Raw genomic sequence first — 19403 nt, 5'->3', positions numbered from 1 at the left:
CGACTATGCCCAGATAGCGATTGGAATGCCGAAGCGGTCGGTCAGCGGCGGATCGGGCGAAGGCCGCGCCTCGCCGCCGGCGATACGTCCGGCAATCAGCATCATTGCCGCCGCGTCGAGGAAGTCGTCGCTCGCCGCACCTCGTGGCGGCGCCTGATCGAGAAAGCGCTTCTCGTAGCCATGCCGGCAAAGCAGCGCCTTGCGCTCCTCCATGCCGGCCGGATTGACCGAACCCTTGATCTTCTTAGGCAGCGCCATCGCCGTGCCGCCATTCAGCCGGCAGAACGCCACTTCCGGATGCGATTCGAAGATGCGGCGACGCAATTCCGGCCGCGCGATCAGCAAGGAATCGATCTCGCGGATCTTCGAGAAAATGCCGAAGGCCTGAATGGAAACGCCGCGCGGTGGGTCGGAGGTCTCCATCGCTACCGCGCTTGCCAGCCGATGCGCCGCGTACCAGGCCTCGATGGTGGTGAAGTCCCTGGTGTCGGCGTAGAGCGCCGCCCGTGAAGGAATGGCGAAAACGCTCGATTGCCGCGCCCCGAGCAGCGGCCGTACCAGCGCTTCCGGTCCGCGGCCGCCTCTTTGCGAAAAATCCGGCAGGCCGATCGGCATGTCGACGGCGACTGTGGCATCCGGCAGGGCGTCGAGCAGCGTCTCGAAACTCGGAAAGACCGAGACCGATGGCGGCGTATCCAAGGCGCGATGGACGGCGATCCAACCGGCCTTGCAGCCGTCGACGCCGGCCAGAGCGGCATGCAGATTAGTAGAAGTCGGCATCCCGCTCTGTCTGTTTGTTCAGACGCATTTTCTGCGACGCCAAGGGTTCCACTCGGCTGCAAAATGCTCTGGCGCGCCGCCTGGCGTCACGCCCGCTTGTCCCGCCCGGGATGCAGCAGATGGCGCAGCTGTACCATCGCCATCGGATGCGACAGGCTCTGCGCGTCGGTCTCGAGCTGCAGCTCGTCGCCGCCACGCTTGGCGGTACGGGCGAGGATCTCGTAGACAGCGGCCGTGGTCGATTGCAGCGCCTTGACCGGCGGCTGGCCGGCAAGCACGCGCGCCAGATAGACGGCGGCCGTCAGGTCGCCGAGCCCGTTCGGCGGCTTCTCGATCACGCGATGCTCGGCGAGCAGCGCCTGACTGCCGTCGAGCAGGAAATTGCCGGTGCCGCCCGCCATCATCGCGGGCGCCGAAGTCACCAGCATAGTGGACGGGCCGGCATGAAGCGCCGCCGCCATCACCGACTTGATGTCGGGCAACGGCGCGCCCGCCATCCATTCCAGCTCATAGCGGTTGGGCGTCGCGATATCGGCGATCGGCATCAATTTGTCGCGCATGGCGGCGGCTGTCGGCTCCGGCACGTAAAGTCCGCCGGAATCGCCCATCACCGGATCGCAGACGTAAAGCGCGTTCGGCGTCTTTTCCTTGACGGCGGCGACCAGCGAGGCGACCGCCTCCGCCTGGCCCGCCTCGCCGAGATAACCCGAAAGTACGGCCCGCACCTCTCCCAGCCACGGCGCGCGCTCGAGATCGGCCATCAGCGCCTTGAACTGATCGAGCGGCGGCACGATGCGCGTGGCCCGGCTGTGGCCCGGATGCCAGGGCAGGATGACGGTCGGCACCGCCCAGACCGGGAAGCCCAGCGTCTCCAGCGCGAAGACAGCGGCGCGGTTGCCGACCGAGCCACGGGCGACATGGCTGGAGATGACGATGACCGCGCCCGGCGCGTCGGGTTTTTCTGCGCTCATGAGATTCGAATCCTAGCCGCCACGCGTGACGGCATACACCAGCCAGACCAATAGCCCAATGGCGATGAAGAAGCCGAGCGTTCGGCCAATGCGGGTTCCCCAATATTCGATAGGATCGGCGCGGTCGGCGTCGGCGGCGGTTACATGGTCGTGTGCGTCCTTCGCCGTGCGGGCGATGAACGACGCGCCGCCCGGCGCCGTCTCGCGCTCCACGCGTTCGAGGATACGGCGCGATTCGGTCTCGTCGTCGCGGCGCTCTGCCATGGCAATTGCCCTTTCCGGCCCGGACCTTAGAGCAATTCCAGGAAAAGTGCGAAGCGGTTAAGTTCGGCGTCTTCGCCGTAACCTTCCGATCGGAATTGCGTCAAACAAAAAGATGGAATCCTGTCCGGACTGCTATTCACAGTGGCTCACGGCTGAACCAGAACAACGTCATGAGCCGGACATTTTCTTACACGCGGATTGTGGTAATGCTTCGCGTGCAACCTACTGTCGAGGGACCAATCATGATTGCCGAGCGCCTACGCTCCTCCTTCCGCACCCTGCCCGCCTTCCTGATGATGGCTTTCGTGCTGCCGCTGCTTGCCGGTTGCGGCTACAACACCATTCCGACGGCGGAGGAGAACGCCAGGGCGGCCTGGAGCGAGGTGCTCAACCAGTATCAGCGCCGCGCCGACCTGATTCCGAACCTGGTCGAGACGGTCAAGGGCTATGCCTCGCATGAAAAGGATACGCTCGATGCGGTCGTCCAGGCGCGCGCCAAGGCGACGCAGATCACGGTGACGCCCGATACGCTGAAGGACCCGGAGGCGCTGAAGAAGTTCCAGGATGCCCAGGCCGGGCTGACCAGCGCGCTGTCGCGGCTGATCGCGGTGTCGGAAGCCTATCCCGACCTCAAGGCGAACCAGAACTTCCTGGCGCTGCAAGCGCAGCTCGAAGGCACCGAGAACCGTATCGCCGTCTCCCGCCGCGACTACATCCAGGCGGTCAGGGACTACAATCTGACGCTGAAGACCTTCCCCTCGGTGCTGTGGGCCACCTTCTGGTTCCGCGGCAACGAGCCGTTCGCCAACTTCACCGTCGAAGAGGACAAGCTGCAGGTGCCGAAGGTCGATTTCGGCACGAGCACGAAGCAGGGCGGTTAAGAGCGACTTAGCTTATCGAGCCAGCCTTGAGTTCCGTCGCCCCCCTCTCTGTCCTGCCGAACATCTCCCCCTCAAGGGGGGAGATTAGCAGTTTCGACAACCTCGCCCTCTCTTCGACGCTGAAGATTGGCGAAGGCCGGTGTGACGTCCAATCTCCCCCCTTGAGGGGGAGATGTCCGGCAGGACAGAGAGGGGGGCGACAGAACGCCTACCTCTCATTGCTTGGCCTTCTTGCCGCCCTCCTCCTCCCCCTCGCCGCGCTCGCGGCCGATCTGCCCGCCCTCACCGGCCGCGTCGTCGACAATGCCGGCATCATCGACGCAAGCACCAGAGCCGCGCTGACCCGCAAACTCGCGGACTTCGAGACCAAGGGCTCGGACCAGATCGTCGTCGCCACCATTCCCAGCCTCGGCGGCGAGGAGATCGAGCCCTACGCCAACCGGCTGTTCCGCTTCTGGAAGCTCGGCCAGGCCAAGGAAAACAACGGCGCGCTGCTCCTGGTCGCGCCCAACGACCGCAAGATGCGCATCGAGGTCGGCTACGGGCTGGAAGGCACGCTGACCGACCTGCACACCAAGCTGATCATCGAGAACGACATGGTGCCGGCCTTCCGCGCCGGCGATTTCTCCGGCGGCATCACCAAGGCCGTCGACGACATGATCATGGTGCTGGAGGGCAATCCGGAGGAGCTTGAGGCGCGCGGCAAGCGCAACGAGCAGGCGCCGTTCAATTCCGACGATCTTTTCTTCGCCATCTTCATCACCATCTGGGCGCTGATCTTCTTCGGCGGCATCGCGATGACGGTGCTGCCGCCGATCTTCGGCCAGAAGCTCGGACCCGGCCGCTATCGCTGGCTCGGCATGACCTTCGAGCCCGGACGGCGATCCTCGTCGTCGGGTGGCGGCTGGTCGTCAGGCGGTGGAGGCTGGTCCTCGGGAGGCGGCGGTGGCGGGTTTTCCGGCGGCGGCGGATCGTCGGGCGGCGGCGGCTCTTCGGGAGGCTGGTAAGGCATCATGGCAACGCGATCGATCAGCGCCGAGGATCATGACCGCATCGCCGAGGCGATCCGTGCGGCCGAGTTGAAGACCGACGGCGAAATCTACTGCGTCGTCGCCCATTCGAGCGACGGCTACTTCTTTCCGGCCGCGTTCACCGCGACGATCGGCCTGTTCATCGCCAGCCTCGCCGTCGCCTATGGGCTGGAGGCCTGGTGGCTGGCCATCCGGCTGCCGCATTTCGTGCTGGCGCAGTTGCTGGCGCTGGCCTCGGTGTTCGTCCTGCTCCGGCTGTGGCCGGGCTTGCGCATCCATTTCGTGCCGAGACGGCTGCGCTACCAGGCGGCGCACGCCAATGCGATGAAGCAGTTCCTGGCGCGCAATGTCCATCGCACCCAGGCGCGCACCGGCGTGCTCGTCTTCGTCTCCATTGCCGAGCGCTATGCCGAGGTTGTCGCCGACGCAGGCATCAATACCAAGGTCGGCCAGCAGGTCTGGGACGGCGTTGTGGGCGACCTGACCAAACATGCCGGCGACGACCGGCTGGCCGACGGCTTCGTCAAGGCGATCGGCACCGTCGGCGCGGTGCTTGCCGAGCATTTCCCGGTCACCGCCGGCGATACCAACGAGCTGGACGATCACCTCGTCGAAATCTGAACCGCGCAAGTTTCGCCTGTGCGAAATCGCCGCCCGCCCATACCGGACTCTTTGCAAGCGCACGACGTGGGTTTATGGTTAACCAATCATGAACACGCTGACCATCGATATCCGCAAAGCCGAACCGCGCGACGCGAGCGCCATCGCCGAAGTGCATCAGGAAGCGTGGCGTGGCGCCTATTCGGGTATCATCCCGCACCGCACGCTGACCTCGATGATCAACCGTCGCGGTCCCGACTGGTGGGCCAACGCTATCCGCAAAGCGGCCACCGTGCTGGTGGTCGAGATCGGCGGCACCATCGCCGGCTATGCGACGATCGGCAAGAACCGAGCCCGCGAGCTCAGGCAGCAGGGCGAGATCTACGAGCTCTATCTGCGTCCCGAATATCAGGGCATCGGGCTCGGCAGCCGCCTGTTCAAGGCGGCGAAGGCCCGGCTCGCCGACCATGGCCTGCGTGGTATGGTGGTATGGGCCCTTGAAGACAACCACAACGCTTTGGCCTTCTATGCCGGCAATGGCGGCCGCGATATCGCCGAAGGCGTCGAGGTCTTCGAGCAGAGAGCGCTGAAGAAGGTTGCCTTCGTCTGGGAATGATCGGATCGCCCGGGCGATATCCATCAGGTTACAACCCATCACAAACTGTGCGCTTCCGTTAGCGCTCAGTGCTATTCGCCGCATTGCACCATGACGCGCCGCCCGCTATCGGTTTCCAAAATCGAGAGAGGGATCACGCCATGCGTATCGAAGCGATAGCCACCGGAAAGAACCCGCCCGACGACGTCAACGTCATCATCGAGGTGCCGATCGGCGGCGAGCCGATCAAGTACGAGATGGACAAGGAGGCCGGCACGCTGTTCGTCGACCGCTTCCTGCACACCTCGATGCGCTATCCCGGCAATTACGGCTTCGTGCCGCACACGCTGTCGGGCGACGGCGACCCGATCGACGTGCTGGTCTGCAACACCCGCGCCCTGGTGCCGGGTTGCGTCATCAATGTGCGGCCGATCGGCGTGCTGATCATGGAAGACAATGCCGGCCAGGACGAAAAGATCATCGCCGTGCCGTCACCGAAGCTGACGCTGCGCTACGAAAACGTCACCGAATACACCCAACTGCCCGACATCACCCGCCAGCAGGTGCAGCACTTCTTCGAGCACTACAAGGATCTCGAGCCCGGAAAATGGGTCAAGATCGAGGGCTGGCACGATTCCAAATACGCCAAGAAGATGATCGTCGACGCGATTGCACGGGCCAAGACGGCTAAATAGCGCGCGGAAGCCCTCACCGCACCGCCTTCTCGCCGCCGGCCGCCGTGATCACCCCAACGATGATCAGCCCCGTCAGCACCAGTCGCACGCCGGCGCTGACGCCGAAGGTGTTGAGCATGGTGAGCAGCAGCACCAGGAACAGACCGGCGCCCCAGACGCCGGGCACGTTGGCCTTGCCGCCGGCGACCGAGGTTCCGCCGATGACCACGACCGCGATCGAGGCGAGCAGGTATTCGTTGCCGATGTCGACATTGGCGCCGCGGAAATAGCCTGCCAGCAATGCGCCGTCGATGCCGCCCAGCGCACCGCATAGCGTGTAGGTGAGGAAGCGGGTGCGGCCGACATTGACGCCGGCCAGCCAGGCAGCGCGGATGTTCTGGCCGATCGCCAGCACCGAACGGCCATAGATCATGCGCTGCAGCGCAAGCGCCGCGCCGATGGTGAAGACCACCGTCAGCATCGCCAGCACCGGTATGCCCAGCACCTGCCAGTTGGTGAAATCGGCGAAGCCCGGCGGCGGCTTGATCTGCAGGCCGCGGCCGTAGCTGATATCGACCGACTGGATGATGAAGCTCGCCGACAGCGTCGCGATGATCGGCGGGATGCGCAGCGCCCAGATCAGCAGATAGTTGACAACGCCGATCGCGGCGCCGCAAGCGAGCGCGGCAAGCAGCCCGACGGCGATCATGGCATCGCTGCCGCCCATGACCTTCATGGCAACTGCGCTGGCCAGCCCGATATTGGCCGGCAGCGACAGATCGACATTGCCCGGCCCGAGCGTGATGACGAACATCTGGCCGACGCCGACGATGACGGTGAAGACGGCAAGCGAAAGCGCCGCCGTGACCATGCCGCCGCCGCCATAGCCGCCGGTGAAGGCGATTGTCGCCAGCCAGACGACGAGGGCGCCGACGAAGGACCAGAGCCAGGGCTTCTCAAGCAATATCCGCAGCGAGGCCATGCTCATCTCTCCTTGCGGCTGATCAGCACCCGCGCGGCCAGCACGATGATCAGGATCGCGCCATTGGCGGCGACCTGCCAGTCGGGCGGAATGTGCATGAAGGTCAGCAGTGGCGAAGCGGCCAAGGCCAGCGTCAGCGCGCCGAGCACCGCGCCGATCGGCGACACGCGCCCGCCGACGAACTCGCCGCCGCCGAGAATGACGCCGGCTATCGACAAGAGCGTGTAGCCATTGCCGATATTGGCATCGGCCGAGGTGGTGATGCCGATCAGCGCCATGCCGGAAAGCACGCCGAACAGCCCGGTCAGCGCGAAAAGCACCACCTTGGTGCGGAGCAGCGACCAGCCGGCGCGTCGCAGCGCCGCGGCGTTGCCGCCAGAGCCGCGCAGGATGACGCCATAGGAGGTGCGCATCAGGCCGAAATGGACGACAGCGGCGATCAACAGCGCGGCAAGGATCGGGAACGGGATGTAGGGCGGCTTGAAGGACATGATCGAAAGCAGCCAATCCGGCGCCTTGCCGCCTGGCTTGGGCAGGACGAGGATGGCAAGCCCCTGCCAGACGAAGCTCATGCCGAGCGTCACCACGATCGACGGCAGGTTGCGCAGATGGATCAGCGCCCCGAGCAGCGCATAGACGCCGATCGAGCCGAGCAGCACGACAATGCCGAGTAGCGGCGCATCCCTGAGCCAGGTCGCGGTGACGCAGCCGACGAAGCCGACGAACGTGCCGATCGACAGATCGAGCTCGTTGCCGGCGATGACGAACATCTGCGCGATCGTCGCCAGCGCGATCGGGATCGCCAGGTTGAGCATCAGGTTGAAGCCGAAATAGCTGATGGCGCGCGGGTTGAGCCAGGCAATCGCCATCAGCACCAGCGTCAGCGACAAAGCCGGCAGAAGGCCGCGCAGCATACGCGCCCTGGCCGCGCCACCGCGCGGCGAGGCTTTCGGGACGGTGCCGGGAGCGATCGCGGTCATGTCAGGCCGCATCGCCGAACGAGGACTGGATGATCTTTTCCTCCGTCAGCTCGTCGCGCCGCAGATTGGCGACGATGCGGCCGTTCTTGAACACATAGACATGGTCGCAATTGTCGAGTTCCTCGGTCTCGGTGGTGTACCAGAGGAAGGTGCGGCCCTTGGCGGCCTCCTCGCGCAGGAGATCGTAGACTTCGAGCTTGGTGCCGATATCGACGCCACGCATCGGGTCGTCCATCAGCACGATCTGTGCGTCCGAGCCGAGCGCGCGGGCAAACAGCGCCTTCTGCTGGTTGCCGCCCGACAGCGAAAAGATGTTGTTGTTCATGTCCGGCGTGCGGATGCCGATCTTCTGCTTCCAGAATTCGGCCAGTTCCGCCTCGCGCTGCGGCGAGATCAGCAAGCCGTTGCGCAGCCGCGCCAGCGAGCGGATGCCGATGTTCTGCGCGATCGACCATTGCGAAAAGATACCGTCCGACTGGCGGTCGCCCGCGACCAGCGCCACCGGCGCCGTCACCTCGATGCCGGCCCTGGCGCGGGAGGCGGCCGAGAAGATCGCCAGCAAAAGGTCGGTCTGGCCATGGCCGGCAAGCCCGGCAAGGCCGATGATCTCACCCGCGCGGGCGACAAGCTCCTTGCCGTCCTGCTGCCGCGCCGGACGGGCGCGAACCCTGAGCACGCCGCCTTCGGTCGTTCGGGCTTCGGTCACGGCCTTCTGATCTCCTTCGGCCCCGCCCATGGCGGCGACTAGCCTGTCGCGGTCGAAGACATTAGCGGCGTCGGCCGTGACCACCTTGCCGTCGCGCATCACCACGATGCGGTCGGTGTTCTGCAGCACCTCGCCCAACACGTGCGAGATCAGGATGCAGCTGCCGCCCGCGGCGACGAAGCGGCGGACGAACGAAAGCAACTGGCCCGCAGTGTGCGCATCGAGCGAGGAGGTCGGCTCGTCGAGGATGACCAGATGCAGCGGCTGGCTGGTCAACGTGAAGGCGCGCGCCACCTCGACCATCTGCCGCCTTCCGATCGAGAGGTCGCCTGCAATGTCGTCCGCCGAAATGCCGTGATCCGGGAAGATCTCGTCGAGCTTGGCGCGGATGAGGCCGGCGGCCCTGCGCCGCCAGCCGAAACCGGTGAGCGCGGGATGGTTGATACGGGTGTTCTCGGCGACGCTGAGATTGGGGCAGAGCGACAGCTCCTGGAAGACGCAGCGTATGCCAAGCTCGAGCGCGCGCGCCACCGAATAGCTCGCCTCCGCATTGCCGCGCACCGCGATCTGGCCGCCATCCGGCCGCAGCGTGCCGGCGACCATATGCATGAGCGTCGACTTGCCGGCGCCGTTGTGGCCGACCAGCCCGACGCACTCGCCGGCACCGACATGGAAGTCGACGCCATTGAGCGCGCGAACGGCGCCGAAATGTTTTTCGGCGCCGTTCAGCCTGACGATGTCTGCAATAGCCTGGAGCATCCTCAACTTTTATCCGGTTGGCGATGCGGGCGGCAACCTGCCCACCGCTATTGCTTGATGTTGGCCTTGATGGCCGCGATGGCGTCTTCCTGCGTGTATTCGTGGGTGGCGACGCCGCCTTCCTTGATCTTCGGCAGCGCGGCCTCGAAATCGTCCTGGGTGAAAGCGAGATAGGGCACCAGTAGGTCGTGCGGGATGTCCTTGCGGCCGTCGAGCACCTGCTGCGCTACCCAGAAGGCCAGCGTCGACACGCCGGGCGCGATCGAGGCCGACCAGGTCTTGTAGCCGTCCTTTTCCTTCTGCTCCTTCCACCACTTCAGCTCGTCCTGGCGATTGCCCATGATGATGGTCGGGCGCGGCTTGCCGGCGGCCGCGAAGGCTTGCGCGGCGCCATAGCCGTCGCCGCCCTGGTCGACGATGCCGATGACATCCGGCAGCGACGGCAGGATGGTCGCCACCGCCTTCTGCGCCGTGGTCTGGTCCCAGTCGCCGGTTACCGAGCCGACGATCTTGAATTCGGGATGAGCGGCGACGCCTTCGAGAATGCCGGCATGGATGGCATCGTCGATCGAGGTGCCGGCGAGACCGCGGATTTCCAGCAGATTGCCGCCCTTGGGCTGGAACTTGGCCATCTGCTCGACTTCCTGCTTGCCCATGTCCTTGAAGTCGACGACGACGCGGTAGGCGCAGGGCTCGGTGACGGTGCCGTCGAAGGAGACGACGACGATGCCGGCGTCGCAGGCCTGCTTGATGGCGCCGTTGAGCGCATCGGGCGAAGCGGCGTTGATGACGATGGCGTCATAGCCCTGCAGGATCAGGTTCTGAACCTGGGCGGCCTGGGTCGGCACTTCCTTGTCTGCGGTGGTGAAGACGTCGGCGGCGCCGACGATCTTGTCGTCGACCGCCTTCTTGGTGACGATGCCGTAGCTGTCGAGCATAGCCTGGCGCCAGGAATTGCCGGCATAATTGTTGGAGAAGGCGATCTTCTTGCCGCTGGTGTCGGCAAGCGCGGTGCCCGAGGCGAGCATCGCCGCAAATGCAGTCAGTACGAGCAGTTTCTTCATATCGGTTCCTCCCGAGGTGGCTGTCTTAACGGATGGTGGTAACGCGAATTCCTTGTTTTTTATCTATTGTCAGACAAATTCAGAGGAACCGCAAGCTTGTCAACTGCAAAGCATTGGCACTGCCCGATCAACTTGCGGTGCAGCGATTGAAAAGCCTCCGGCTGATGGTCTAGGAACGCGGCAGGAGAGTGAATTTGATGGCAGTGACGCCGACCGTTGCTCGGGGCGCCCCGGGAATAGAAGCGCGCTGGACGTCGAGCGCCAAGAGCGGCGTCGGCACCGCGCTTTCGGCAGAAAGCCCGCTCTGGTTCACCATCAGTCACGGCATTTTGAACGAAATCTACTATCCCCGCCTCGACAGCGCCTGCACGCGAGACATGGGGCTGGTTGTGACCGGCCCTGGCGGCTCTTTTTCCGAGGAAAAGCGCGATGCAGTCCATGCCATCGAACCGTTCGAGGACGGGGTACCCGGCTACAGGCTGACCAACACCGCGTCCGACGGCGCTTACCGGATTGAAAAGCGCATCGTTACGGATTCGAAACGACCTGTCCTGCTGCAGGAAACGAGCTTCATTGCGCTGAACGGTCCGGCGGCCGACTATCGCGTCTACGCGCTGTTGGCGCCGCATCTGGTCAATGCCGGCATGGGCAACACCGCCTGGATCGGCGAGCGCAAGGGGCGGCGCATTCTCTTCGCCACCGGACGCGGCGTCTCGCTCGCGCTCGCCTCTTCTCTGCCCTGGGGCGCTTGCTCGGCCGGCTATGTCGGCTTTTCCGATGGCTGGCAGCAATTGCACGACTACGGCGCGCTCGATCCTTCCTGCCAGCGGGCGGAAGACGGCAATGTCGCGTTGACCGGCGAGATCGGCTTTTCGGCGGGCAAGACAATTGCCTTGCTCGCGCTCGGCTTCGGCGCTTCGCCGGAAGAAGCAGCCGACCTCGCCCTGGCGAGCTTGCAGCAGGGTTTCGAGCCGGCGGCGAAAGCCTATGTCGAAAACTGGCGGAAATTCCAGGCAGGGCTGGAAAGGCTCGACCGCCATGCCGCCTCCGGTTTGAACACCTACCGCGCCAGCACCGCTGTGCTGGCTTCGCATCTGTCGGTCGCCAGACCCGGCGCCGCCGTCGCCAGCCTGTCGATCCCCTGGGGCTTCAACAAGGGCGACGACGATCTCGGTGGCTATCACCTCGTCTGGCCGCGCGACCTGGTCGAGACGGCGGGCGGCTTCCTGGCCGCCGGCGACGTCAGGCAGGCGCTGCAGATCCTCGCCTATCTGCGTTCGATCCAGCAGCCGGACGGCCACTGGCCGCAAAACTGCTGGTCCGACGGCACCCCCTATTGGCCCGGCATCCAGATGGACGAATGCGCCTTTCCGCTGCTGCTTGCCGATGCCCTGCGCCGCGCCGGTCATCTGCCGCGCGCCAGTCTCGGCGATTTCCTGGCCATGATCGAAAGCGCTGCCGCCTATGTCGTGCGCAACGGTCCGGTCACCGGCGAGGATCGCTGGGAAGAGGATGCCGGCTACAGCCCGTTCACGCTGGCCGTAGAAATAGCCGCGCTGCTCGCTGCTGCCGACATGCTCGATGTTTGCGGCAAACATGAGCCGGCAAACTATTTGCGCGAGATCGCCGATTGCTGGAACGACCAGGTCGAGCGCTGGACCTATGTCACCGGCGCCGGGCTCTATGCAGGCGAAGGCGTTGCCGGCTATTATGTCCGCATCGCCCCGCCCGACGATGGCGGCGCCGCTTCGCCGAAGGACGGCTTCGTGCCGATCAAGAACCGGCCGCCGGCCGACAGCGACAAGCCGGCCGAGGCGATCATCAGTCCCGATGCGCTGGCGCTGGTCCGTTTCGGCCTGAGAGCGGCGGACGATCCTCGCATCGTCAACACGGTCAAGGCCATCGACGCGCTTTTGCGCAGCGAGCTGCCACAAGGCCCGCTCTGGTACCGCTACACCGGCGACGGCTATGGCGAGCACGAGGACGGCGCGCCTTTCGACGGCACCGGCCGTGGACGGCCGTGGCCGCTGCTCGCCGGCGAGCGCGCCCATTACGAGCTGGCCGCCGGCCGCAGGGACAAGGCGGCGCAACTGCTGGAAACCCTGGAACGCTCGGCGGGCGTGGGCGGCCTGCTGCCGGAGCAGGTCTGGGATCGCCCCGACCTGCCCGACCGTGAATTGCGTCTGGGCGCTCCTTCCGGCAGCGCCATGCCACTGGTCTGGGCGCATGCCGAGCACATCAAGCTGCTGCGCTCGCTGCGCGACGGCGCGGTTTTCGACCTGCCGCCGCAGGGTGTCGAGCGCTACATCAAACGAAAGACGGTCTCGCCCTTCCGGATATGGCGCTTCAACAACAAGATCCGCTCCATCCCCGCCGGCAAGGCGCTGCGCGTCGAGCTGTCGGCGCGCGGCGTCGTCCATTGGAGCAGCGACAAATGGCTGACGGTGCAGGATAGCAAGACTGTCGAAAATGCGTTCGGCGTTCATCTGGTGGATTTGCCCGTTAGCCGCCTGCATCCGGGAGCCACCATCGTCTTCACTTTTTTCTGGCCGGAAGCGATGCGTTGGGAGAATGTCGACTTCAGCGTCGGGATCGACCAACCGAACGGCCAGTAGATTCTTCCTTCCTCAAGCAATCGGGATGACACCATGCAGATCGGAATGATGGGACTGGGCAGGATGGGCGCGAATATGGTGCGGCGCCTGATTCGCGACGGCCATGAATGCGTCGTCTACGACATCAATTCGGCAAGCGTCGCCGGCATGGTCAAGGACGGCGCCGTCGGCGCTGCCTCGCTGGAGGAATTCGTCGGCAAGCTCGCCAAGCCGCGCTGCGCCTGGCTGATGCTGCCGGCGGCGATCACCGGCAGGATCGTCGACCAGGTGGCGGCGCTGATGGAGCCGGGCGACATCATCATCGACGGCGGCAATTCCTATTACCACGATGCCGTCGACCAGGCGGCGAAGCTTGCGGTCAAGGGCATCAATTTTGTTGATGTCGGCACCAGCGGCGGCGTCTGGGGCCTGGAGCGCGGCTACTGCCTGATGATCGGTGGCCCCGACGAGGCGGTGCAGCATCTCGATAGGGTCTTCGCCACGCTGGCGCCGGGCGCCGATGCGGGCGCGCCGGCTCCCGACAAGAGCGCCGGAACAGCACCCTTCGGCTATCTGCATTGCGGTCCGAGCGGCGCCGGCCACTTCGTCAAGATGGTGCATAACGGCATCGAATATGGTGTCATGGCCGCTTACGCCGAGGGCATGAACATCCTGAAATCGGCCAATGCCGGCAAACGCGGTCGCACGGCGGACGCGGAAACCAGTCCGCTGGAAAACCCGCAATACTACCAGTTCGATATCGACCTGCCTCAGGTCGCCGAAGTCTGGCGGCATGGCAGCGTCATCGGCTCATGGCTGCTCGATCTCACCGCCGGCGCGTTGAAGAGCGATCCGGCGCTCGCCCAGTTCGGCGGCCGTGTCTCCGATTCCGGCGAGGGACGCTGGACGCTGAAGGCGGCGATCGACACCGGCGTCCCGGCGCCCGTCCTGTCCTCGGCGCTGTTCGACCGCTTCTCCTCGCAGGGCGAATCCCAATTCGCCGACAAGCTCTTGTCCGCCATGCGCTATGCCTTCGGCGGCCATGTCGAGAAGCCGAAGGCGTGAGGGGAGAGACGGCATGAGCCAGGAGAGGTCCGACACGCTGGTGCTTTTCGGAGCGACCGGCGACCTTGCGCATAAGAAGATTTTCCCGGCGCTCTACCAGATGGTCGCCAAGGAGACGCTGACCGAGCCGGTGATCGGCGTCGCCTTCGACCCTTGGGATCTCTCGAAATTGGTGGACCGCGCCCGCGACGGCATCGTCAGCGCGCTGGGCAGCATCGACGACAAGGTTTTCGGCAAGTTCGCCTCGCTGCTGCGCTATGTCAGCGGCGACTACCGTGACGGCGCCACCTTCGAGAAGCTGAAGACGGCGCTGGGCTCGGCGCAGCGGCCGCTGCACTACATGGCCGTTCCCCCGAACATGTTCGAGACGGTCGTGCAAGGGTTGGAACAATCCGGCACCGCGCATGGCGCGCGGCTGATGGTCGAAAAACCCTTCGGCCACGACCTGCAGTCGGCGCGCTGGCTGAACCGTGTGCTGCATCTGGTGTTCGACGAAAAGTCGATCTTCCGCATCGACCACTATCTCGGCAAGGAAGCGATCCAGAACCTGCTCTATTTCCGCTTCGCCAATTCCTTCCTCGAGCCGATCTGGAACCGCAACTTCGTTGAAAGCGTCCAGATCACCATGGCCGAGGATTTCGGTGTCGAGGGCCGCGGCCGCTTCTATGACGAGGTCGGCTGCATTCGCGACGTGATCGAGAACCACCTGCTCAACATCCTGCTGCTTTTAGCCATGGAGCCGCCGGTCGGGCGCTCGGCCGACGACCTGATAGACGAGAAGGTGCAGGTGCTGCGCGCCATCCGCACGCTGACCAGGGACGATGTCGTGCGCGGCCAGTTCGACGGCTACCTCGCCGAGCCGGGCGTCAGGCCGAACTCGCCGGTCGAGACTTTCGCCGCGGTGCGCTTCTTCGTCGACACCTGGCGCTGGCAGGACGTGCCTTTCTTCATCCGCGCCGGCAAGAACATGCCGGTGCATGCCACCGAGGTGATCGTGCGGCTGAAGCGGCCGCCGCTCGACGTCTTCGATCCGATCAAGCCGGCCGACGCCAATTACGTGCGCTTCCGCATCGATCCGCAGGTGGCGATCTCTATCGGTGCGCAGCGCAAGAGAGCCGGCGACGACATGGTCGGCGAGCAGGTGGAACTGACCGCGCTCGACGACTCCAAGGGCGACATGCCGCCCTATGAGCGGCTGATCGGCGACGCGATGAACGGCAACGGCCAGCTGTTCACGCGCCAGGATGCGGCCGAGCTTGCCTGGCGCATCGTCGGCCCGGTGCTCGGCGACACCACGGCGCCGGCAATCTATGCGCCCAAGACCTGGGGGCCGGCGGATGCCATGAAAGGCTTCGGCCCGCCCGACGGCTGGATCAATCCGACGAAGTAGCTTCGGGAGGACAAGATGGCCAAGGCAGCAAAGACGGCCGCGGCGGGCAGCGATCCGATCGCGGGTAGCGATCCGATCGTGCTTGCCATCGATGTCGGCGGCTCGCATGTGAAGATCCTCACCAGCGCCGGCGGCGAGATGCGCCGCGTCGCGTCCGGGCCGAACCTGACCCCGGACCAGGTCGTCGCTTCGGTGAGGAAGCTTGCCGAGGACCTGGACTATGACGTCATCTCGATGGGTTATCCCGGCCCCGTGGAGGACAACAAGCCCTCGCTCGATCCCTTCAATCTCGGCAAGGGCTGGAACGGCTACGATTTCAGCGCCGCCTTCGGCAAGCCGGTGAAGCTCGTCAACGACGCGCTGATGCAGGCGATCGGCAGCTATGACGGCGGCCGCATGCTGTTCCTCGGCCTGGGCACCGGCCTGGGCGCCGCCATGATCATCAAGAATGTCGGCCAGCCGATGGAGCTTGCCCATCTTCCCTACAAAAAGGGGGCGAGTTTCGAGGATTATGTCGGCGAGCGCGGCCTGGTAAAACACGGGAAGAAGAAGTGGCGCAAATACGTTTTCGATGTGGTCGACAGGCTTCGCGCCGCCTTGCAACCGGACTATGTCGTGATCGGCGGCGGCAATGTCGACAAGCTCGATGAATTGCCTGAAAAATCCCGACGCGGCGACAACACTCGCGCTTTCGCGGGTGGATTTCGTCTATGGCGCGACAAGGCGCTGATCGTCTGATATTGTTACATTTCAGTATAATTGTTCAAAACAGCGTGTAATGACGCCGAAGATCATTGCGCCGCACAGATTTGCCGACTAGGAATTCGCCGGCCCGCGGCGCCATTCGCCTTTGCGAATTCGCAAAACAACGCTCGCGGCGCTTTGACATTACACACTGCGAAAACCGGATCGTTTTCGCGACCTTGCGGCAGAAATGGAGGGACTACGTGGACGAGGACACCAGCACAGCCAAGGAAATCGACCTGCTCGAGATCACCGCTCACATCGTATCGGCCTATGTGGCGAAAAACCGCTTGCCCGCCTCTGGCCTGGGCGAGCTGATCGCCAGCGTCGCCTCGTCGATCAGCGGGATAAGCCAGCCGGCGGAGCCCGCGGCACCCCCGCCGACCCCCGCCGTCAATCCCAGGCGCTCCGTGACGCCGGACTACATCATCTGTCTCGAGGACGGGAAGAAGTTCAAATCGCTGAAGCGCCATATCGGCGTGCATTTCGGCCTGACCCCGGAGGCTTACCGGACCAAATGGGGCCTCCCCGTGGACTACCCGATGGTTGCTCCCAACTATGCGGCGTCGCGCTCGCAACTCGCCAAGTCGATCGGCCTTGGCCGCAAGGCGGAACCCGAGCCGGTGAAACCCGCCAGGGGCAGGAAGGCCAAGGCTACCGTCTGAGACGGGCATCCGCCTGCACCAATCATTTCGCGAAGCCTGCCGGCGAATCCGCCTTGGCAGGCTTCCTGCTTTTATGGCTTGGATACCACCAGGCATCTGGGGAGCATGGCCATGAACTACGCCAGGATGGTGATCGAGAAGGAAGCGCCGGAGGAATACGGCTACGACCGCATCCGCTACAACCTTTCCGAAAGCTCGATCGCCGACCAGAAACTCTCCGATATCGGCTTATCGCTGCCCGACCTCACCTTGTTCTATGGCGAGCATCGCGGCGACAAGGAACTGCGCGCGCTGATCGCCGGGCAGGATAAGGACCTTTCCCCTGACGACGTGCTGGTGACAGCGGGGGCGGCCGGCGCGCTGTTCATCATCGCCACTGCGCTGCTGTCGCCCAGTGACCATCTCGTGGTCGTGCGGCCGAACTACGCCACCAATATCGAGACGCCCAGGGCGATCGGCTGCGCCATCTCCTATGTCGATCTTGATTTCGACGAAGGCTTTGCCGTCGACCTCGGACGCGTGAAAGCCGAGATGCGGCCGAACACCAAGCTGATCAGCGTCACCTGCCCGCACAACCCGACCGGCACGATGATGACGCGCGCCGACCTCGACGCGCTGATCGCGCTTGCCGAAAATCATCAATGCCGCCTGCTGGTCGACGAGACTTATCGCGACCTTTCCTATGGCGAGCGCCTGCCCGCGGCGGGATCGCTGAGCCCCAGCGCCATCAGCGTCTGCTCGCTGTCCAAGGCCTTCGGCATTCCGGGCATCCGCATCGGCTGGCTGGTCACCCGGGATCCGGAATTGCAGGAAACCTTCCTCGCCGCCAAGGAACAGATCGGCATCTGCGGCAGTGTCATCGACGAGGCGATCGCCCGCACCGTGCTTGAGCGCCGCAGCAGCTTCCTGGCGTCGCTGCTGCCGGAAATGACCCGGCGGCGCGACATCGTCCAGGCCTGGATCGGCGGCGAGAAGCTGGTCGACTGGGTGCGGCCGCAAGGCGGCGTCGTCGGCTTCCCGCGGCTCAATGTCGATGCCGGCTTCGACCTCGACAACTTCTACGCCAGGCTGCTGGAGAAGCACGGCGCCTATGTCGGTCCGGGCCACTGGTTCGAGATGCCGAAACGTTTCTTCCGTCTCGGCTACGGCTGGCCGACGGAAGCAGAGTTGCGCGGTGGGCTGGCGGCCATCTCGGCCGCTTTGAGGGGCTGACCCCCTTATCGGAGCAGAGAATTCCGATTTTCCTTGATCCAGCGCGGATTTTTTGCGCGCATGGCCAAACGAACTGGGCTAAAGGGTTGCGGCCGGACCAGCGCCCACCCGTGGAAGTGCCCCGCCGGCCATCGTCGCAACGGGGCCTCAGATCATGATCGTCGAAGCAACTTCACCAGACCAGCGTTACGCCGCGTTCCGGCACCGCCCGTTCCTCAGCTACTGGACGGCGCGCTTCCTCACGACTTTCGCGACCATGATCGTGTCGGTGGCCGTCGGCTGGCAGGTCTATGACCTGACCCGCGATCCGTTCGACCTCGGCATTGTCGGCATCGTCCAGTTCCTGCCTTCGCTGCTCCTGGTGCTGGTCACCGGCGTCGTCGCCGACCGCTTTGGCCGCCGCCTGATCATGACGCTGGCGACGCTGGTCGAGGCCGGCTGTGCGTTGGGTCTGCTGCTTCTGACCCTGCGCGGCCTGACCAGCCCACTGCCGATCTTCGTCGTGCTGGTGATGTTCGGCATCGCCCGCGCCTTCTACGGTCCGGCCTCGTCCTCGCTGTTCGCCAATCTGGTGCCGCAGGAGGATTTCGCCAACGCGATCGCCTGGAATTCGTCGGCCTGGCAGACGGCGACCATCGTCGGCCCGGTCGCCGGCGGCCTGCTCTACGGCGTTTCGGCTGAAGTGGCTTACGCCACCGCCGCCATGCTGATGCTCGCCGCGGCAGTGCTCATCTTCACCATTCCGAAGCCGGCCCAGCAGACGGCCACCGACAAGCCGACGATGCAGACGCTGTTTGCCGGCTTTGGCTATATCTGGGGCGAGAAGATCGTGCTCGGCGCGATCTCGCTCGACCTGTTCGCCGTGCTCCTGTCGGGCGCCTCGGCGCTGCTGCCGGTCTATGCCCGCGATATCCTGCAACTCGGCCCCTGGGGCCTCGGCCTGCTGCGCTCGGCGCCGGGCATCGGCGCCATCTGCGTCGCCGTCTGGCTCGCCGGCCACCCGATCCGCAACCATGCCGGCAAGATCATGCTCAGCTTCGTCGCCCTGTTCGGCGCCTTCACGGTGCTTTTCGGCATTTCGACCATCACCTGGCTGTCGATCGTGGCGCTCGCCCTGCTTGGCGCCACCGACATGTTCAGCGTCTATATCCGCGAGACGCTGATCCAGCTGTGGACGCCGGACGAGGTGCGCGGCCGCGTCAACGCCGTCAACCAGGTCTTCGTCGGCGCCTCGAACGAAGTCGGCGAATTCCGCGCCGGCACCATGGCGGCGCTGATAGGCACGGTTCCGGCGGTGGTGGTTGGCGGCATCGGCGCCGTAGCGGTCGCCGGCCTGTGGGCCTATCTGTTTCCGGCGCTGCGGCAAGTGCGGCATCTGAACAGCCGGAATTAATTGGGCGCCGGATCTAAGCCGCTTGATCCGACCTCGCGCGACAGGCTGCTCCG

At 64.8% G+C, this 19403-nt stretch carries 19 protein-coding genes; 12 read left to right on the top strand and 7 right to left on the bottom strand.

Going from position 1 to position 19403, the window contains the following annotated elements; translation table 11 throughout:
* Positions 1–3: 3 nt before the first annotated feature.
* From AC0L2L_RS10660 to AC0L2L_RS10650, 3 genes are all read right to left on the bottom strand, one after another.
* Positions 4–780 (bottom strand): DUF429 domain-containing protein, encoded by a 777-nt coding sequence (locus AC0L2L_RS10660; protein ID WP_473578153.1) that lies wholly within the window; start codon positions 778–780, stop codon positions 4–6.
* A gap of 86 nt (positions 781–866) precedes the next feature.
* Positions 867–1751 (bottom strand): pyridoxal kinase PdxY, encoded by an 885-nt coding sequence (pdxY, locus tag AC0L2L_RS10655; RefSeq protein ID WP_473578152.1) that lies wholly within the window; start codon positions 1749–1751, stop codon positions 867–869.
* Positions 1752–1763: 12 nt separating this feature from the next.
* Positions 1764–2015 carry a hypothetical protein gene (locus tag AC0L2L_RS10650; protein ID WP_473578151.1) on the bottom strand — a complete coding sequence of 84 codons (252 nt, stop codon included), beginning with the start codon at positions 2013–2015 and terminating at the stop codon, positions 1764–1766.
* A 242-nt stretch (positions 2016–2257) separates the two neighbouring features.
* On the opposite strand from AC0L2L_RS10650, the gene AC0L2L_RS10645 reads away from it, so the two are divergent.
* From AC0L2L_RS10645 to ppa, 5 genes are all read left to right on the top strand, one after another.
* The gene (locus tag AC0L2L_RS10645) at positions 2258–2896 is read left to right on the top strand and encodes a LemA family protein (protein WP_473578149.1); all 639 of its coding nucleotides are present in this window, start codon (positions 2258–2260) and stop codon (positions 2894–2896) included.
* A gap of 161 nt (positions 2897–3057) precedes the next feature.
* Positions 3058–3903, top strand: coding sequence for a TPM domain-containing protein (locus tag AC0L2L_RS10640; protein ID WP_473578147.1), 846 nt, complete (start codon positions 3058–3060; stop codon positions 3901–3903).
* A gap of 6 nt (positions 3904–3909) precedes the next feature.
* On the top strand, positions 3910–4548 hold the full coding sequence (locus AC0L2L_RS10635; RefSeq protein ID WP_473578145.1) for a TPM domain-containing protein: 639 nt from the start codon (positions 3910–3912) through the stop codon (positions 4546–4548).
* 88 nt (positions 4549–4636) lie between these two features.
* Positions 4637–5143, top strand: coding sequence for a GNAT family N-acetyltransferase (locus AC0L2L_RS10630; RefSeq protein ID WP_473578143.1), 507 nt, complete (start codon positions 4637–4639; stop codon positions 5141–5143).
* Positions 5144–5283: 140 nt separating this feature from the next.
* On the top strand, positions 5284–5817 hold the full coding sequence (ppa, locus tag AC0L2L_RS10625) for an inorganic diphosphatase (protein WP_473578141.1): 534 nt from the start codon (positions 5284–5286) through the stop codon (positions 5815–5817).
* Between the two features lie 13 nt (positions 5818–5830).
* On the opposite strand, the gene AC0L2L_RS10620 is transcribed toward ppa, so the two are convergent.
* The 4 genes from AC0L2L_RS10620 to AC0L2L_RS10605 are packed head-to-tail and all read right to left on the bottom strand — an operon-like array spanning position 5831 to position 10287.
* Positions 5831–6778, bottom strand: a complete 948-nt coding sequence (locus AC0L2L_RS10620) for an ABC transporter permease (RefSeq protein WP_473578139.1) — start codon at positions 6776–6778, stop codon at positions 5831–5833.
* A 2-nt stretch (positions 6779–6780) separates the two neighbouring features.
* Complete coding sequence (locus AC0L2L_RS10615; RefSeq protein ID WP_473578137.1) at positions 6781–7758, bottom strand: ABC transporter permease; 978 nt, start codon at positions 7756–7758, stop codon at positions 6781–6783.
* Position 7759: 1 nt separating this feature from the next.
* Complete coding sequence (locus AC0L2L_RS10610) at positions 7760–9223, bottom strand: sugar ABC transporter ATP-binding protein (protein WP_473578136.1); 1464 nt, start codon at positions 9221–9223, stop codon at positions 7760–7762.
* 47 nt (positions 9224–9270) lie between these two features.
* Complete coding sequence (locus AC0L2L_RS10605; protein WP_473578135.1) at positions 9271–10287, bottom strand: substrate-binding domain-containing protein; 1017 nt, start codon at positions 10285–10287, stop codon at positions 9271–9273.
* A 197-nt stretch (positions 10288–10484) separates the two neighbouring features.
* Here AC0L2L_RS10605 and AC0L2L_RS10600 point away from each other — a divergent pair, with 197 nt between their 5' ends.
* The 7 genes from AC0L2L_RS10600 (at position 10485) to AC0L2L_RS10570 (ending at position 19350) form a co-directional block, all read left to right on the top strand.
* Positions 10485–12902: a glucan 1,4-alpha-glucosidase gene (locus AC0L2L_RS10600; protein ID WP_473578133.1), complete on the top strand. Its 2418-nt coding sequence runs from the start codon at positions 10485–10487 to the stop codon at positions 12900–12902.
* 33 nt (positions 12903–12935) lie between these two features.
* Positions 12936–13946, top strand: a complete 1011-nt coding sequence (gnd, locus tag AC0L2L_RS10595; protein WP_473578132.1) for a phosphogluconate dehydrogenase (NAD(+)-dependent, decarboxylating) — start codon at positions 12936–12938, stop codon at positions 13944–13946.
* A gap of 13 nt (positions 13947–13959) precedes the next feature.
* Entirely contained in the window at positions 13960–15336 is a 1377-nt protein-coding gene (gene zwf / locus AC0L2L_RS10590) for a glucose-6-phosphate dehydrogenase (protein WP_473578130.1), read from the top strand.
* Between the two features lie 15 nt (positions 15337–15351).
* Positions 15352–16074 (top strand): ROK family protein, encoded by a 723-nt coding sequence (locus AC0L2L_RS10585; protein WP_027169110.1) that lies wholly within the window; start codon positions 15352–15354, stop codon positions 16072–16074.
* A 209-nt stretch (positions 16075–16283) separates the two neighbouring features.
* On the top strand, positions 16284–16745 hold the full coding sequence (locus AC0L2L_RS10580) for a Ros/MucR family transcriptional regulator (protein WP_473578129.1): 462 nt from the start codon (positions 16284–16286) through the stop codon (positions 16743–16745).
* Positions 16746–16856: 111 nt separating this feature from the next.
* Positions 16857–17957, top strand: a complete 1101-nt coding sequence (locus AC0L2L_RS10575; protein WP_473578127.1) for an aminotransferase class I/II-fold pyridoxal phosphate-dependent enzyme — start codon at positions 16857–16859, stop codon at positions 17955–17957.
* 154 nt (positions 17958–18111) lie between these two features.
* Positions 18112–19350, top strand: coding sequence for an MFS transporter (locus tag AC0L2L_RS10570; RefSeq protein ID WP_473578126.1), 1239 nt, complete (start codon positions 18112–18114; stop codon positions 19348–19350).
* The last annotated feature ends 53 nt before the right edge of the window (positions 19351–19403 follow it).

This window comes from Mesorhizobium sp. WSM4832, from assembly GCF_055811115.1.
The sequence above is the reverse complement of the archived record's forward strand: the minus strand, read 5'-3'. Positions and strand labels throughout refer to the sequence as shown.

What these genes read in the sequence shown, in the direction of transcription:
- AC0L2L_RS10660 (WP_473578153.1), bottom strand. Translation starts at nt 780, where the DNA reads ATGCCGACTTCTACTAATCTGCATGCCGCTCTGGCCGGCGTCGACGGC.
- pdxY (WP_473578152.1), bottom strand. Translation starts at nt 1,751, where the DNA reads ATGAGCGCAGAAAAACCCGACGCGCCGGGCGCGGTCATCGTCATCTCC.
- AC0L2L_RS10650 (WP_473578151.1), bottom strand. Translation starts at nt 2,015, where the DNA reads ATGGCAGAGCGCCGCGACGACGAGACCGAATCGCGCCGTATCCTCGAA.
- AC0L2L_RS10645 (WP_473578149.1), top strand. Translation starts at nt 2,258, where the DNA reads ATGATTGCCGAGCGCCTACGCTCCTCCTTCCGCACCCTGCCCGCCTTC.
- AC0L2L_RS10635 (WP_473578145.1), top strand. Translation starts at nt 3,910, where the DNA reads ATGGCAACGCGATCGATCAGCGCCGAGGATCATGACCGCATCGCCGAG.
- AC0L2L_RS10630 (WP_473578143.1), top strand. Translation starts at nt 4,637, where the DNA reads ATGAACACGCTGACCATCGATATCCGCAAAGCCGAACCGCGCGACGCG.
- ppa (WP_473578141.1), top strand. Translation starts at nt 5,284, where the DNA reads ATGCGTATCGAAGCGATAGCCACCGGAAAGAACCCGCCCGACGACGTC.
- AC0L2L_RS10620 (WP_473578139.1), bottom strand. Translation starts at nt 6,778, where the DNA reads ATGGCCTCGCTGCGGATATTGCTTGAGAAGCCCTGGCTCTGGTCCTTC.
- AC0L2L_RS10615 (WP_473578137.1), bottom strand. Translation starts at nt 7,758, where the DNA reads ATGACCGCGATCGCTCCCGGCACCGTCCCGAAAGCCTCGCCGCGCGGT.
- AC0L2L_RS10610 (WP_473578136.1), bottom strand. Translation starts at nt 9,223, where the DNA reads ATGCTCCAGGCTATTGCAGACATCGTCAGGCTGAACGGCGCCGAAAAA.
- AC0L2L_RS10605 (WP_473578135.1), bottom strand. Translation starts at nt 10,287, where the DNA reads ATGAAGAAACTGCTCGTACTGACTGCATTTGCGGCGATGCTCGCCTCG.
- AC0L2L_RS10600 (WP_473578133.1), top strand. Translation starts at nt 10,485, where the DNA reads ATGGCAGTGACGCCGACCGTTGCTCGGGGCGCCCCGGGAATAGAAGCG.
- gnd (WP_473578132.1), top strand. Translation starts at nt 12,936, where the DNA reads ATGCAGATCGGAATGATGGGACTGGGCAGGATGGGCGCGAATATGGTG.
- zwf (WP_473578130.1), top strand. Translation starts at nt 13,960, where the DNA reads ATGAGCCAGGAGAGGTCCGACACGCTGGTGCTTTTCGGAGCGACCGGC.
- AC0L2L_RS10585 (WP_027169110.1), top strand. Translation starts at nt 15,352, where the DNA reads ATGGCCAAGGCAGCAAAGACGGCCGCGGCGGGCAGCGATCCGATCGCG.
- AC0L2L_RS10575 (WP_473578127.1), top strand. Translation starts at nt 16,857, where the DNA reads ATGAACTACGCCAGGATGGTGATCGAGAAGGAAGCGCCGGAGGAATAC.
- AC0L2L_RS10570 (WP_473578126.1), top strand. Translation starts at nt 18,112, where the DNA reads ATGATCGTCGAAGCAACTTCACCAGACCAGCGTTACGCCGCGTTCCGG.